The 15342-nt window shown below is 63.6% G+C and carries 13 protein-coding genes and 2 tRNA genes; 13 read left to right on the top strand and 2 right to left on the bottom strand.

Annotated features, from left to right (window positions below; genetic code table 11):
- Positions 1-13 precede the first annotated feature (13 nt).
- From gnd to ACIP9X_RS03750, 10 genes are all read left to right on the top strand, one after another.
- A complete protein-coding gene (gene gnd, locus ACIP9X_RS03795) occupies positions 14-898 on the top strand; it encodes a phosphogluconate dehydrogenase (NAD(+)-dependent, decarboxylating) (protein WP_400478375.1) in 885 nt (294 codons plus the stop codon).
- A gap of 26 nt (positions 899-924) precedes the next feature.
- Positions 925-2133, top strand: a complete 1209-nt coding sequence (gene recF, locus ACIP9X_RS03790; protein ID WP_400478374.1) for a DNA replication/repair protein RecF — start codon at positions 925-927, stop codon at positions 2131-2133.
- Positions 2130-2681: a DUF721 domain-containing protein gene (locus tag ACIP9X_RS03785; protein WP_400478373.1), complete on the top strand. Its 552-nt coding sequence runs from the start codon at positions 2130-2132 to the stop codon at positions 2679-2681. Before recF ends, ACIP9X_RS03785 begins: the two co-directional genes overlap by 4 nt.
- A 402-nt stretch (positions 2682-3083) precedes the next feature.
- The gene (gene gyrB / locus ACIP9X_RS03780) at positions 3084-5177 is read left to right on the top strand and encodes a DNA topoisomerase (ATP-hydrolyzing) subunit B (RefSeq protein WP_400478372.1); all 2094 of its coding nucleotides are present in this window, start codon (positions 3084-3086) and stop codon (positions 5175-5177) included.
- 55 nt (positions 5178-5232) lie between these two features.
- Entirely contained in the window at positions 5233-7926 is a 2694-nt protein-coding gene (gyrA, locus tag ACIP9X_RS03775) for a DNA gyrase subunit A (protein ID WP_400478371.1), read from the top strand.
- Positions 7923-8597, top strand: a complete 675-nt coding sequence (locus ACIP9X_RS03770) for a DUF3566 domain-containing protein (protein WP_400478370.1) — start codon at positions 7923-7925, stop codon at positions 8595-8597. Before gyrA ends, ACIP9X_RS03770 begins: the two co-directional genes overlap by 4 nt.
- A gap of 99 nt (positions 8598-8696) precedes the next feature.
- Positions 8697-8770, top strand: a tRNA-Ile gene (locus tag ACIP9X_RS03765).
- 52 nt (positions 8771-8822) lie between these two features.
- Complete coding sequence (locus ACIP9X_RS03760; protein WP_400478369.1) at positions 8823-8945, top strand: DLW-39 family protein; 123 nt, start codon at positions 8823-8825, stop codon at positions 8943-8945.
- A 72-nt stretch (positions 8946-9017) separates the two neighbouring features.
- A tRNA-Ala gene (locus ACIP9X_RS03755) sits at positions 9018-9093 on the top strand.
- 110 nt (positions 9094-9203) lie between these two features.
- Positions 9204-10127 (top strand): DMT family transporter, encoded by a 924-nt coding sequence (locus tag ACIP9X_RS03750; RefSeq protein ID WP_400478368.1) that lies wholly within the window; start codon positions 9204-9206, stop codon positions 10125-10127.
- Positions 10128-10134: 7 nt separating this feature from the next.
- On the opposite strand, the gene ACIP9X_RS03745 is transcribed toward ACIP9X_RS03750, so the two are convergent.
- Together ACIP9X_RS03745 and ACIP9X_RS03740 are read right to left on the bottom strand one after the other, a co-directional pair.
- Positions 10135-11010 carry a glycosyltransferase gene (locus ACIP9X_RS03745; RefSeq protein WP_400478367.1) on the bottom strand — a complete coding sequence of 292 codons (876 nt, stop codon included), beginning with the start codon at positions 11008-11010 and terminating at the stop codon, positions 10135-10137.
- Positions 11011-11213: 203 nt separating this feature from the next.
- Positions 11214-12167 carry a hypothetical protein gene (locus tag ACIP9X_RS03740; protein WP_400478366.1) on the bottom strand — a complete coding sequence of 318 codons (954 nt, stop codon included), beginning with the start codon at positions 12165-12167 and terminating at the stop codon, positions 11214-11216.
- A gap of 156 nt (positions 12168-12323) precedes the next feature.
- Here ACIP9X_RS03740 and ACIP9X_RS03735 point away from each other — a divergent pair, with 156 nt between their 5' ends.
- The 3 genes from ACIP9X_RS03735 (at position 12324) to ACIP9X_RS03725 (ending at position 15232) form a co-directional block, all read left to right on the top strand.
- Positions 12324-12869, top strand: a complete 546-nt coding sequence (locus ACIP9X_RS03735) for a peptidylprolyl isomerase (RefSeq protein WP_400478365.1) — start codon at positions 12324-12326, stop codon at positions 12867-12869.
- An 8-nt stretch (positions 12870-12877) separates the two neighbouring features.
- On the top strand, positions 12878-13756 hold the full coding sequence (locus ACIP9X_RS03730) for a rhomboid family intramembrane serine protease (RefSeq protein ID WP_400478364.1): 879 nt from the start codon (positions 12878-12880) through the stop codon (positions 13754-13756).
- Between the two features lie 1008 nt (positions 13757-14764).
- Positions 14765-15232, top strand: a complete 468-nt coding sequence (locus ACIP9X_RS03725; protein WP_400478363.1) for a carboxymuconolactone decarboxylase family protein — start codon at positions 14765-14767, stop codon at positions 15230-15232.
- The last annotated feature ends 110 nt before the right edge of the window (positions 15233-15342 follow it).

The following is a 15342-nucleotide window of genomic DNA, read 5'->3' as shown; positions in this document are numbered from 1 at the left end:
AAAAGAGTTTCCCGTGCACATCGGACTGATCGGCCTCGGAAAAATGGGTTTCAACATGCGCGAACGGCTGCGCAAGGGAGGGGTCGACGTCACGGGCTACGACCGCAACCCGGACGTGACGGACGTTGCCTCCGTGGATGAGCTGATCGCCGCCGTTGCTGCGCCGCGGCTCATTTGGGTTATGGTCCCTGCCGGGGCAATCACGGACGCGGTCATCACCGAACTGGGCAACAAGCTGGATGCCGGGGACCTCGTGATCGACGGCGGCAACTCCCGGTTTACCGAAGACCAAAAGCACGGGGCCCTCCTCGAGGAAAAGGGCATCCGTTTCGTGGACTGCGGCGTTTCCGGCGGTGTCTGGGGACTGCAGAACGGTTACGGACTCATGGCCGGCGGGGACGCCAAAGACATCGAACGTGCGCTGCCCATCTTTGACGCCCTGCGTCCTGAAGGCGAGCGGGCGGACAGCTTCGTCCACGTCGGCGGCGTTGGCGCAGGGCACTACGCCAAGATGGTCCACAACGGCATCGAATACGGACTGATGCAGGCCTACGCTGAGGGCTACCAACTGCTCGCTTCCAAAGACATCATCACCGATCTTCCGGGGACTTTCCGCGCCTGGCAAAAGGGCACGGTCGTCAGGTCGTGGCTGCTGGACCTGCTGGTCAAAGCGCTGGAGGAAGATCCGGGACTGCAGAACATTGACGACTACGTCGAGGATTCGGGCGAAGGCAGGTGGACCGTGGAAGAAGCTATCGCCAACGCCATTCCCGCGCCGGCGATCACGGCCGCGCTGTTCGCCCGCTTTGAGTCCCGCGAGGACAGCTCCCCGGCGATGAAGATGGTCTCTGCCCTCCGGCACCAGTTCGGCGGCCACGCCACCCGTCCTGCCAAATAAATCCCGCTGGGGGCTTTGAACACCGCGTGTACCTACAACACCTTTCGCTGACTGATTTCCGCAGCTACGCCCAGGTGGACCTTGCGCTCGAACCCGGGGTAACCGTCCTTGTCGGTTCCAACGGGATCGGCAAGACCAACCTGATGGAGGCCATCGGCTACCTCGCGACGTTGAGTTCGCACCGCGTCAGTTCCGACGGGCCGCTCCTGCGCTTCGGCTCGGACCGCGCCCTGATCAGGGCACGGCTGGTGCGCGGCGAACAGTCCACCGTGCTGGAACTCGAAATCAACGGCGGTCGCGCCAACCGGGGGCGCATCAACCGCAGCAACCCCGTCCGGGCACGGGACCTGCTGGGGATCTGCCACACCGTTCTCTTCGCGCCCGAGGACCTTGCCCTTGTGAAAGGCGATCCGTCGAGCCGGCGGCGCTTCCTCGATGAGCTGCTCGTCAGCCTGGTGCCGCGGCACGCTGCCACCCGCAGTGACTATGACCGCGTCCTGAAGCAGCGTAATGCCCTGCTTAAATCCACGAGGGCAGGCAAGTTCACTGCCGGCCATGAAGCCACCCTCGACGTGTGGGACCAGCACATGGCGCGCGCCGGAGCAGAACTGCTGCACGCACGCCTGCAGCTCGTGGAACTGCTCCGCCCCCACCTCGAGCGTGCCTACGCGCAGCTGACGGACGGCTCCAAAGTGGCTGACGCCATCTACCGGTCAACGCTGCAGACGCTGATAGACGACGACGGCGTTCCGGCCACCGTGGGCGGAGAACCTTCACAGAACGGAGAGCCAGCGGAGGACCTGCGGCTGCTCTCCGTGCACGAGCTCACCCAGCGCTACATCCGCGCCTTCACGGTATCCCGCCGGAAAGAACTCGAACGCGGCATTTCACTCGTCGGCCCGCACCGCGACGAACTCGACCTCATGCTCGGCCAGGCGCCCGCGAAAGGCTATGCCTCACACGGGGAAACCTGGTCGATGTGCTTGTCGCTGCGGCTTGCGTCCTATTACGTGATGCTCGACGATGCACGGACCGGCGGCACGGCACCGATCCTGATCCTGGACGACGTTTTTGCCGAGCTCGATGTGCAGCGGCGGCGTAAACTGGCCGCAATAGTAACAGGAGCCGAACAGGTCCTGGTGACTGCCGCCGTCGACGCCGACATTCCCGAGGAACTGGCCGGGCGGCGGGTGAAGGTAATCCCGGGAGGAATCGATGATTCGGAATCTCGATGAGTAGTACCGACGGCGGCCTCCAGCCAGGCCGCGAACCCGATGAAATCGATGCCGCACAGGCCGCATTGAACCGCATGCGTGAAGCCGCTGCCGCGCGGGGAGAAGTGCGCCGGGCCGCTCCGCGCGCGGGTGGAGCCCAAAAACAGCGCGCCCCCCGGGGAACCCGGGGCTTCAGCCAGTTCCACGCGACCGGACGCGACCCCCTGGGACTGGGCAAGGTTGTAGGACGACTTGTCGCAGAACGGGGCTGGACCTCACCGGTGGCTGTCGGCTCCGTCATGGCCCAGTGGGCAACACTCGTGGGACCCGAGATCGCGGCCCATTGCACTCCAGAGAGCTTCACCGACACCACACTCCATGTGCGGTGCGATTCCACGGCGTGGGCCACCCAGCTTCGCCTGCTGAGCGTCAGTCTGCTGGAAAAGTTCCGGAATGACCTGGGCGACGGGGTGGTTACCAGCATCCATGTGCTGGGTCCGGCTGCACCGAACTGGCGCAAGGGCGGCCGGAGTGTTCAGGGCCGTGGCCCCCGGGACACCTACGGATAAACCTGGACGCGCCCCGGTGCGCCTGCCCGCCGTCGGATCTATTGAAAATTGCTCAAACGGCGTGTAGGGCGTTCAAACCGCCGAGAGCCGTATAGGAACCCGAAGGCGGTACCGCTGGGGCCTTGCAGGTGCGGCCAATGGCCAACGAGAGGCACATTGCCGCCCGTCGGCGGCCCGGCGATGCGGGAATCGACCCTGTTTCACGATAGAATCTCTGTAGATAACTGGGCGCCGGTGAAACGTTGACTGAGTCCGTTTTCCGGCGCTGCCCAGCGGCGGAAGACAGTTCCGCAAGTCGATCACGTAGCCGGCGCCATAGTGACGTGCCTGTTGGCTAAAGCCCTCCCTCCGGGGAACGGCAGCGGCCGGCCATAATCAAGTAAAGAGGAGTCGAAAGCGCCTGTGGCTAACGACAATGCAGACATCCAGGCAGGGGAATCCGCAATCGAGGATACCCCTACACCGGAGATCCCGGCAGCAGACGCCGCTACCCAGCGGGAATACGGTGCCAGCGACATCACCGTTCTGGAGGGCCTCGAAGCTGTACGGAAACGCCCCGGTATGTATATCGGTTCCACCGGCCTCCGCGGCCTGCACCACCTGGTGTACGAAGTGGTGGACAACTCCGTTGATGAAGCGCTGGCCGGCTACTGCACGCACATCGAAGTCGTCCTCCAGGCCGACGGCGGGGTTAAGGTCACGGACGACGGCCGCGGCATCCCCGTCGATATCCACCCCAGCGAAGGCAAGCCCACCGTTGAAGTGGTCATGACCATCCTGCACGCCGGCGGAAAGTTCGGCGGCGGCGGCTACGCCGTGTCCGGCGGTCTCCACGGCGTGGGTATCTCCGTGGTCAACGCCCTTTCCAGCCGGGTTGACACAGAGGTGCGGCGGCAGGGGCACGTCTGGCGGATGTCCTTTGCCGACGGCGGCAAGCCACAGGGCGGGCTGGTCAAGGGGGAGGAAACGGACGAGACCGGGACGACCCAGACGTTCTACCCGGACGCCAGCATTTTCGAGTCCGTCGAATTTGATTTTGAGACGCTCCGCGCGCGCTTCCAGCAGATGGCCTTCCTCAACAAGGGCCTGAAGATCACCCTCACCGACGAGCGGCAGGCAGCCGCCGGCGTCGACGAAGCCGGCGATCTTGACCTTGATGCCGTTGTCACTGAAGGCGAAGTCCGCGCCGAGCACCGCACGGTAATTTACCTGTACAACGACGGCCTGCTGGACTACGTCAAGCACCTGAACTCGAGCAAGAAGGTGGACGTTGTCCACCAGGACGTGATCGCCTTCGAGACCGAGGACACCGAGCGGCACATCGCGGTAGAGATGGCCATGCAGTGGACCACGGCGTACTCCGAGAGCGTCCACACCTACGCGAACACCATCAACACCCATGAAGGCGGCACGCACGAAGAAGGTTTCCGTGCTGCCATGACCTCGCTGATCAACCGCTATGCGCGGGAGAAGAGCATCATCAAGGAAAAGGAAGAGAACCTTACCGGTGATGACATCCGTGAGGGCCTGACAGCCGTCATTTCCGTGAAGCTCTCCGAGCCGCAGTTCGAAGGCCAGACCAAGACCAAGCTCGGCAACTCGGAGGTCAAGGGCTTCGTCCAGCGCGTGGTCACCGACCAGCTGGGCGACTGGCTGGAACGCAACCCCGGCCCTGCACGTGACGTCATCCGGAAAGCCATCTCAGCCGCGCAGGCGCGCATGGCCGCCCGGAAGGCACGCGACAATGCACGCCGCAAGAGCCCGCTGGAATCCTTCGGCATGCCGGGCAAGCTTTCTGACTGCTCCTCCAAGGACCCGTCGAAGTGCGAGGTCTACATCGTGGAGGGTGACTCGGCCGGCGGTTCGGCCAAGCGCGGACGCAACCCGGAAACGCAGGCCATCCTGCCGCTGCGCGGCAAGATCCTGAACGTGGAACGGGCCCGCCTGGACAAGGCTCTTGGCAACAACGAGGTCCAGTCAATGATCACGGCCTTTGGCACCGGCATCGGCGAGGACTTTGACCTTGCCAAGCTGCGGTACCACAAGATCGTCCTGATGGCCGATGCCGACGTGGACGGCCAGCACATCACCACGCTGCTGATGACGCTGCTGTTCCGCTACATGCGCCCGCTGATCGAAAACGGTTACGTCTACCTGGCGCAGCCGCCCCTGTACCGCATCAAATGGTCCAACGCCCCGCACGACTACGTCTACAGCGACCGTGAACGCGACGCCAGGCTCGTTGCGGGCCAGGCCGCCGGACGCCGTATCCCCAAGGACAACGGCATCCAGCGCTACAAGGGTCTCGGCGAGATGGACTATACCGAACTCTGGGACACCACTATGGACCCGGACAACCGGACATTGCTCCAAGTCACCATGGAAGACGCAGCAGCTGCCGACCAGATTTTCACGGTGTTGATGGGTGAGGACGTCGAGTCCCGCCGTAACTTCATCCAGCAGAACGCCAAGGATGTCAGGTTCCTCGATATTTAGTGCCCTTGCCTAAGTATTCCTGAGAAGACATATACCTGAAACGGAAAATGAAATTATGAGTGACGAAACCCCTGAGGTTCCCGCGGACTCGGCCGACAATCCCGAGGCGGTGCTGGAGGGCGACCTGCTGATCGACCGCGTGGAGCAGGTCGATCTTCAGACGGAAATGCAGCGGTCCTACCTGGACTACGCCATGGCCGTGATCGTCGGCCGTGCCCTGCCGGATGTGCGCGACGGACTCAAGCCCGTGCACCGCCGCGTGCTGTACGCGATGTTCGACGGCGGCTACCGCCCCGACCGCTCCTTCAACAAGTGTGCCCGCGTCGTGGGCGAGGTCATGGGCCAGTACCACCCGCATGGTGACACCGCGATTTACGACGCGCTGGTCCGCCTCATCCAGGACTGGACCATGCGGTACCCGCTGGCGCTGGGACAGGGCAACTTCGGTTCCCCGGGCAACGACGGCGCCGCAGCACCGCGGTACACCGAAACAAAGATGGCGCCCCTGGCCATGGAAATGGTCCGCGACATCGACGAGGAAACCGTCGATTTCCAGGACAACTACGACGGTAAGAACCAGGAACCGACCATCCTGCCGGCGAGGTTCCCGAACCTGCTGGTCAACGGCTCCTCAGGCATCGCCGTCGGCATGGCCACCAACATTCCGCCGCACAACCTCCGCGAAGTGGCAGACGGCGTCCAGTGGTACCTGGCCAACCCGAACGCCAGCCGCGAGCAGCTGCTCGAGGAGCTGCTGCTGCGCATCAAGGGACCGGATTTCCCGACCGGTGCCACCATCCTCGGCCACAAGGGCATCGAGGACGCCTACCGCACCGGCCGCGGTTCCATCACCATGCGCGCGGTGGTCAACGTCGAGGAACTCCAGGGCCGCACGTGCCTTGTGGTGACCGAACTGCCCTACCAGGCCAACCCGGACAACCTCGCCATCAAGATCGCCGAGCTCGTCAAGGACGGCAAGGTCCAGGGCATTGCCGACCTCCGCGACGAGACATCCGGACGCACCGGCCAGCGCCTCGTCATTGTCCTGAAGCGGGACGCCGTTGCCAAGGTGGTGCTGAACAACCTCTACAAGCACACGCAGCTGCAGGAAAACTTCGGCGCCAACATGCTGGCCATCGTGGACGGCGTGCCCCGCACCCTCAGCCTCGATGCCTTTATCCGCCACTGGGTCACGCACCAGTTGGACGTCATCGCCCGCCGCACCCGATACCGTCTGCGCAAGGCAGAGGAGGAAGCGCACATCCTGCGCGCACTCCTGAAGGCCTTGGACATGCTCGACGAGGTCATCGCCCTGATCCGCGCCTCCAATACCACCGAGGCTGCGCGCGACGGCCTGATGGAGCTGCTGGACATCGACGAGCTGCAGGCCCGGGCCATCCTGGACATGCAGCTGCGCCGCCTGGCTGCCCTGGAACGCCAGAAGATCCAGGACCGCCACGCTGAACTCGAAGCCCTGATCGCCGAGTACAACGCCATCCTTGCCTCGGAGGAGCGCCAGCGCGCCATCATCAGCGAGGAACTCGGCGAGATCGTCGCCAAGCACGGTGATGACCGGCGCACCCAGATCCTCATGGGCTACGACAGCGACATGTCCATGGAAGACCTCATTCCCGAAGAGGAAATGGTGGTCACCATCACCCGCGGCGGCTACGTCAAGCGGACCCGGAGCGACAACTACCGGTCCCAGCAGCGTGGCGGCAAGGGCATCAGGGGTGCGCAACTGCGCGGCGACGATGTCGTGGAGCACTTCTTTGTCACCACCACCCACCACTGGCTGCTGTTCTTCACCAACCTCGGCCGGGTCTACCGGGCCAAGGCGTACGAGCTTGCCGAGGGCAGCCGTGACTCCAAGGGACAGCATGTAGCCAACCTGCTGGCGTTCCAGCCGGACGAGCACATCGCCCAAGTGCTGGACCTGAAGGACTACCAGCACGCTCCGTACCTTGTTCTGGCCACCAAGCGCGGCCTCGTGAAGAAGACACGGCTGGAGGACTACGACACGAACCGGTCCGCCGGCGTCATCGCCATCAACCTGCGCGACGGCGACGAGCTCGTGTCCGCCCAGCTGGTCTCCGAAACGGACGACCTCATGCTCGTCTCCCGCAAGGGCCAGTCCATCCGCTTCACCGCGACAGATGACGCGCTGCGCCCCATGGGCCGCGCGACATCCGGTGTGACAGGCATGAAGTTCCGTGAGGACGATGAACTTCTGGCAGCGAACGTCGTCACGGACGGCTCCTACGTTTTCATCGTGACGGAAGGCGGCTACGCCAAGCGCACCGCCTCCGAGGAGTACCGGCTGCAGGGCCGCGGCGGACTGGGCATCAAGGTGGCCAAGCTCGCCGAAGACCGCGGTGACCTGGTCGGGGCACTGATTGTCCAGGAAGAGGACGAAGTCCTCGTGGTCATGGAGGGCGGCAAGGTGGTCCGTTCCGCCGTCGCCGGTGTTCCCGCCAAGGGCCGCGACACCATGGGCGTCATCTTCGCGAAACCTGACAAGAACGACCGCATCATTGAGGTTGCGCGCAACAGCGAACGCGGACTTGAGGGAGAGGAATCTCCGGAGAATGACGTAACGTTGGCTGAAGATAACGGACCAGCAGACGGGTCCGCAGAGGCAGAAACAGCAGAGGCAGAGTCGGCAGGCCCCGCCGCATCCGAGGATGCGGACTCTGTCGCTGAGTTGAATGCTGAGATGAACGAAGACAACACCGGAGGTAACGAGTGAGTAATCCCGACTCATTTCCCAAGCCGAGCAGTAATGGTCCCGGCGGGGTAAGGCAGCCGGCAGCCGCTCCACGAGTGAACGCCCCGGTGCGCCCGCAGCAAAGCCCTGCCGCGGCCGCGGGCAGCCCCGGGCCGGCCGCACCCCGGCAGGCACCGACGCAGCCCCCGCAGGGCCAGCGCCCCGCAGCTCCCGGCCAGCGGCCCGTCCAGGGCCAGCGTCCCCAGGCTCCCGGCCAGCGGCCCGCCGCGCCTGGGCAGCGTCCGGGCCAGGGCGCTCAGGGACTCGTCAAGCCTGCACCCAAGGCCAAGGTCCGCCGCGCGCGCCTGCTGGTCAGCAGGGTGGACCCCTGGTCCGTCCTGAAGATGGCGTTCCTGCTCTCCGTGGCTCTGGGCATCGTCACGGTGGTGGCCGCCATCGTACTTTGGACCGTCTTGGACCTGACTGGAATCTTCGACCAGGTGGACAGCCTCCTGGGCACGCTTGCCGGCTCTGAGGGCGGCGGGTTTGAGCTGAAGAAGATCGCATCCCTCGGCCAGGTAGCCTCCTTTGCCACGATCATTGCCGTGGTCAACGTGGTGCTGCTGACGGCACTGTCCATGCTGTCAGCCGTTCTCTACAACATCTCCGCCACGCTCGTCGGCGGCATCGGTGTCACCCTGACGGACGACTAAGAAACCCGCGATTCCGCGGAAATACCACCGCGGAATGCCTCGATTTGAGATCGGGCCGGGATGTGCTGTAGAGTCATGTCTCGGCCCGATGAGGCATCGGGGCGTATAGCTCAGGCGGTTAGAGCGCTTCGCTGATAACGAAGAGGTCCCAGGTTCAAGTCCTGGTACGCCCACGGAACCTGCGCAGGTTCAAGTAAAGGATCAGGTAAAACTGGCCGGAACGGGGTGCGTGTGAAGAAGTTGCTGGCAATCGCAGCGGCAGTCGCAGGCGTCCTGCTCTACAGGAAAGTGCAGGAATCCGAAGCCCGGAAAACTGTCTGGAGTAAGTCAACCGACACGGTTGAATAGTCCGGATACCCGGTGCGGAGACTGGTCAGACAGCCTCCGGAACTAGGGTATGATAGTCGGGTTGCTTCTTATGGGGGCATGGCGCAATTGGTAGCGCACCTGCTTTGCAAGCAGGGGGTTCGGGGTTCGAGTCCCCGTGCCTCCACCATAAAAAAAGTCCCGGCCAGAAATGGCCGGGACTTTTTTGTTTGCCCGGAGTTCGGTTCGCTCAGCTAACCCCGCTCAGCCGGATGGGCACCTGCCCACTACGCTGTAACGGTGACGTTCTTCATCGCCGCCTTGGGAGTCCTGGGCGTTGCATCCTCCGGGCCCCTCATCGCCGCAACACTGGGCGCCACAACAGTGACAGCGCTGGCCATAGCCTTCTGGCGCAACGCAATCGGTGCTGCAGTCATGGCCACCCCTACCCTGCTGCGGGAGCCGTCCCAGTTCGGCAAGGTAACGGGCAGCGAGTTCCGCTGGTCGCTGCTGGCGGCCCTAGCCCTCGCGCTGCACTTCGCCTGCTTCATCACGTCACTCCAGCTCACCTCGGTGGCCGCAGCCACCGCCCTGGTCTGCCTCCAGTCCGCCTGGATCGCCGTTATTCAGCTCTTCCGCGGCGTAAAGCATGGCTGGCCGGTCCTTGCCGGGCTTGGCATCGCTTTCGGCGGCGTCGTGGCCATTACGGGCTTCGACATGGGGGCATCGCCGGAGGCACTGCTGGGTGACCTTCTTGCGGTGGCCGGCGGCCTTCTCGCGGGCAGTTACACCCTGGCCGGTGGCAGGGCGAGGCAGAGCATGACAACGGGGACCTACACGACGCTCTGCTACGGGATGTGTGCAGCCTTCGTCGCGGTGCTGGCACTCTTCACCGATCAACAGCTCTCAGGCTTCGAGGCGGCAGGCTGGCTGGGAATCATCGCCATCACCGTCTGCGCGCAGCTGGTCGGGCACACGGCGTTCAACCATCTGCTGGCCACCATGAGCCCGCTGCTCGTTTCCATGATCATCCTGCTGGAGATCCCCGGGGCAGCTCTCCTCGCTGCGGTCTTCCTGAATGAGACTTTGCCGGCCGGAACATATGCCGGACTCGCGCTGATCCTGGTGGGGCTCGCCGTCGTCGTTGGCGGACAGCGCAGCGGCAAGGCGGGACGGGGCAAACCGCCCACGGAGCCGGCGCTGGCCGAGCTGGGGACGGACTGAACGATCGTTACTGGCCGCCGCGGCGGGCAGGCTGGCTGGTGTTCACCGTGTGGATGGCGCGCAGTAGCTTCGCGGGGAAATAAACGGAGAAGAAGACCACCATCGGAGCCTTCAGGGCCATCTTTTTCACGTTGTGGGCCTTGTACGTGCGGTCGAAGCGGGTCACGTAGTAGCGGTAGTCCCGCGGCGAATCCTCGAGCCGCCGGGCCGACATTCCGGACACCATTTGCGGCCAGTACTGGATTTTCAGGTCATGGTCGGCCAGGTGCAGGGAGAGGTCGATGTCCTCATGCATCTCATCCTTCTCGTCCCGGCAGGCTTCGCCGCGGATCGTCTCCCACGCTGAACGGCGGAGCGCCATGTTGGAGCCGAAGAGGAAGTGGTACTGGTGCTTGGCCAGCTTGAGCATCAGCTGGCGCATCTTGTCATCCGCCTTGAGCCCGAACCGGCGCATCGGCATGTCGTAATAGACCACGGGCCCTGTGGCGGCCTGGGTCGACGGATCCTCGAATGCCTTCTGGACCTGCTCCACCCAGTCCGGCTCCACAACGGAGTCGGCATCAATGCGGCCCAGGATGTCACCGGTGGCGTGGTCGAGGCCGAAGTTGCGGGTGGGGATGAGTCCCTGTTCCATGTCCTGGCGCAACAGGATGATGGGGCTCTCCGGATATTCCTGCTGCATCTGCCGCACGATCTTCGCCGTGCGGTCCTTGGACATGTTGTCCACCACGATGATTTCGTGTGCCGGAACGGACTGGTAGATGGCGGCGATGAGGCACTGCCTGATCACACTTTCCTCGTTGTACGCCGGGATCACTATTGATACGCGCGGCTGCTGCGGAGCGTCAAAGGAGGCATCCTCGGAGGATCTATCGGGTGACATCCCCTCAAATTTAGCACCGATAGATTTTGTTGCCCGGGCCTCGCGGCCGGGTCGGGAAAGAGGTCCATCTTAAAAGGGCCCGGAACCAGGCCGGATTCCAGAAGTGCCTGGACAAAAAAACCGGGACAAAAAGTGCCGGGACAAAAAAGAGGGGCCCCTTGCGGGACCCCTCCATCGGCGCACCGGTCGGTGCGGTCCGGTTTTTACTTCTCGGACTGCTTTCCGGCATCCTGGCCGATGTTGGAGGCCATGTTCTTGACCGCATCCTTGGCATCGGTGGCGACCGTTCCGGCGTCGGAATCGGTGTCAGCATCCTCGGCGACGTGCTTGGCCTTCTCCGACGAGCCCTGGAAAGATTCGTCCGCAGCGGAAGCAGCGGGAACCGTTCCGGACCCTGCCACCGTTTCGTTCACCGTGGTGGCCGGCACGGGCGTTGGAGTCTCAGCTGCGGAGGTAGACGGAGCCGGAGTAACGGGTGCCGGGGTCTTCCACGGGTCTTCGACCGGCTTGGAGGCTTTCCATGCAGCGACGCCCGCAGCGACGGCAGCGGCGATCACGCCGACGATCAGGAGGCCGCGTTTCTTGGGCTTCTCCGGCTCAACAACAACAATCGGCTGGCGGGTGATGACCCGGCCTGCCTCAGAAGCGGCCGACTTCAGCTGCGTGCCTGCCACCTGTGCCTGCTCCTGCAGGGCATGGATGATGCCGACGTCGCCCAGCTTTTGCGCCACTGCATCGACGCGCGCGGGGGTGCCTTCCAGCGTCCGGTGCACCACATCCGAGGCCGTCCCGATCTGGTCAGAGAGCCTGGGCAGGTATTCCACCACAACCCGGTCCCGTGCCGAGGCAATCACCGGGCTGGCTTTGTCCAGTGCCTCGTGCAGTCGCGGCGTCGCGCCGTCAACGGCGTCCTGGATCTTGGGTGCCAGCTGTGCAATACCATCCTGGATGCGGGGCGTCACAGTGGCGACTCCGCCAGCCAGGTTGTAGGCCGCTGACTTGAGCCCCTCCTGGATCTTGGGGGAAGCGGTGTCAATGCTGTGCTGCAGCCGGGGCACGGCCCAATCCACTGCTGCTTCAACCCGGTCCTTAGCGTTCTCGACAGCTGAACTGACCGACAACTCCAGTTCGCGGGCAATACGATCCGATTTCTTCACAACTACCTCCCGATTAATGTGACGGTTCTGTCGTTAGCCTACGTGGAGGATTAGTCGCGCTGCTATTGTTCCCGCGGATTGTGGGCGGATTTCACCCAGCGCGGAACTGCCTTTGCCGCCCCCTCCGGCGTTGACCCGCCGTGAAACAATGACCGTATGACTGCCACAGCAACAGCAAAAGCAACCATCCACACAAGCCTCGGCGACATTGTCGTGAACCTCTTCGGCAACCACGCGCCGAAGACCGTTAAGAACTTCATTGGACTGGCCACCGGCGAACAGCAGTGGACGCACCCGGAAACCGGCGAGGACAAGACCGGCACGCCGCTGTACAACGGCACCATTTTCCACCGCATCATCAAAGACTTCATGATCCAGGCCGGCGATCCCCTCGGCCGCGGCACCGGCGGACCGGGTTACCGCTTCGACGACGAGATTCACCCCGAACTCAGCTTCAACGCCCCCTACAAGGTGGCCATGGCCAACGCCGGTATCCAGATGGGCAAGGGAACGAACGGTTCTCAGTTCTTCATCACCACCATCCCCACCGACTGGCTGCAGGGCAAGCACAGCATCTTCGGTGAGGTGGCTGACGAGCAATCCCGCAAGGTCGTCGACGCCATCGAGGGCGTCCGCACCGGAATGGGCGACCGCCCGGTTGAAGACGTGACCATCAACAGCATCGACATCGAGCAGCTCTAAATCATCCTATGAGTTACGGAATTCCGTCGGCAGAGCCGTCCGCGCAGGTACCCGTGTGCCCCCGGCACCCGGACCGGCCCTCCTATGTGAGCTGCCAGCGCTGCGGGCGTCCCGCATGCCCCGAGTGCCAGCGGGCGGCCGCCGTCGGATTCCAATGCGTTGACTGCGTCAACGAAACAAAGCGTACGACGCCGGCAGTCCGGACGGTCTACGGCGGCGCCGTAGCGTCGGGCAAACCCATGGTGACGTTCGCGATCATCGCCGTCTGCGCACTTCTCTTTGTGCTGCAGTGGGTAATTCCGGGCGGTGTCGTTTTTCGGAACCTCGCTTATGCCTCTGTCTTCGCGACTCCGGAATTCGGTGTTTTTCAGCCCTGGCGCATGATCACGTCGGCTTTTCTTCATTCCCAGAGCTTCCTCCTCCACATCGTGATCAACATGTACACGCTGTGGATTTTCGGCCAGGCACTGGAGCCTTTGCTGGGCCGCATCCGGTTCCTTGCCGTTTATCTGCTCTCTGCGATCGGCGGGTCTGTCGGTTACCTGCTCCTGACCCCCGTCCTTCCCGAAGGCGGTCCCGTAGGAGTGGTCGGTGCTTCCGGCGCGATCTTCGGGCTCTTCGGAGCCACGCTTGTGGTGCAGCGCCACAGGGGCGGCGAAACCAAGCAGCTCTGGGTCCTGATCGCCATCAACGGCGTCATTGGATTCATGGTCCCCCAAATCGCTTGGCAGGCCCACCTCGGCGGCCTGGTCACCGGTGCCTTGTGCGCCGCCGCTATCGCCTACGTCCCCCGTGGTCCGCGCCAGCACCTCCTGCAGTTTGCCGGGCTGGCAGCTGTTTTGGCCCTGCTGGTCGCCCTCACCTGGTACCGCACCACCGTCGGCTAACAGGCTCCTCCCCAACCGCGCATTCAACGTACCTCCTGAGAAGCGCGAACGGACACTTGTGGCCCTACCTCCTTGCGCGAGCGGGCATTTGTGGCCCTAACTCCCGTGCCCGCCTCGAACTTGGGCGGCCTTGCCCCGCTTGGACGGCCTTGGCCGCGGCCGCCTGTGCGGGTGAGGGCCGCTCCTGCCGCCGAACGGCAACCGGTCGGCCATCCCGGAAGCTGCCTCCCAACCGCAGATGCCAACAGTTCTCCACATACGGGTCGGCGTCATTCCTTGGCCGGGCCTCCCGGGGTTCGCAGGGGGCTTATGTGTACGTTCGCGCTTGGAACGGCCGGGCCTCCCGGGCTTCGCGGGGCTTAAGTGTCCGTTCGCGCTTGAACAGCGGGGCCGCTCGGGCTTCGCAGGGGGCTTATGTGTCCGTTCGCGCTGTTGGTCGTGGTGGCGGTTTTCCACAAGAGTTATCCACACTGTTGGTAACTTACACTCTTGTAGTTCCCCACGCCGCCCCCTCGCATCGGCGCCATGGAGCGGTTCTCGACATTTTCGCCACAGCTGGGTCCACACCTGTGGATAACTTAGCCAGGGGCTCCTGTGGTTAAGTGGACAACTTTCGGCCTTCGCCGCCGCGCGAGCTGGCGTCTGCCGCCGACATTGCGGACCTATTCATGCGGACCGTCTTTCAGTTGAGGATTACCAGTGGAAAGCAGCCATCCTGCCGCGAGCGGCGAAGCCGGACGGGCAGGCTTTCAACAGGGTTATTCACACTGTTAATAACTTACAGGCTTGTAATTCTTTGCTCCCGAAGCGCGCACAGGCCCTGCATTCCGCCACTTCCCGCATTTTCTCCCCACAGGTTTTCCCCAGCTGTGGATAACTTGTGGGTAGTCGGTTGTTGTTATGTGGATAAGTTGAGGGTCGTCCCGACGCGTGTAGTCTCGGATTCATCGCCAGCCATGCCTACCCCCGCCGGCGGCGTCGGCCGGCCCTGCCACCGAGGAGTACGCCGTGAGCACCACCGAACACATCTACCTGGACAAGTACCACCCAGCGTCGTGGCGGGCCTTGAACGGTCTGGGCCTGAAGGTCCGCGAAGCGGCAGTTGAAGCGGGCCTCACTCCGACGCTCATCGAGCTCCTGAACGTCCGCACATCCCAGCTCAACGGCTGCGCCTATTGCCTGGATATGCACGTAACCGATGCCCTCAAAGCAGGGGAATCCAGCCAGCGGCTCGCGGTGTTACCAGCATGGCGCGACACCGACCTCTTTGACGGGACGGAGCGGGCGGCCTTGGCACTTGCCGAGAGCATCACCGGCCTTCCGGCCGCCCACATCCGCGAGCAGGAGGATGCGTACGCACGGGACCACCTGAGCGCCGAACAGTATTCCGCAGTGAGCTGGCTGGTGATCACCATGAACGCGTTCAACCGCGTCTCAATCACGAGCCGGCACCCGGTCCGGCCACCAAAAAACTAGCCCCAAAGATTGCGAAGGGTTATCCACAGGACTTTTCCACAGCTGTTAATATCTGGCTTCTGATTTCTCAGATTCATTCGAACCAGCTGTGGCCGGCGTGGGACGGACGG

It is taken from the genome of Arthrobacter sp. NPDC093125 (assembly GCF_044754225.1).
In the GTDB taxonomy this organism is placed as follows: domain Bacteria; phylum Actinomycetota; class Actinomycetes; order Actinomycetales; family Micrococcaceae; genus Arthrobacter.
Note: the sequence above shows the minus strand (reverse complement) of the source record. Positions and strands in the feature narration are given on the sequence as shown.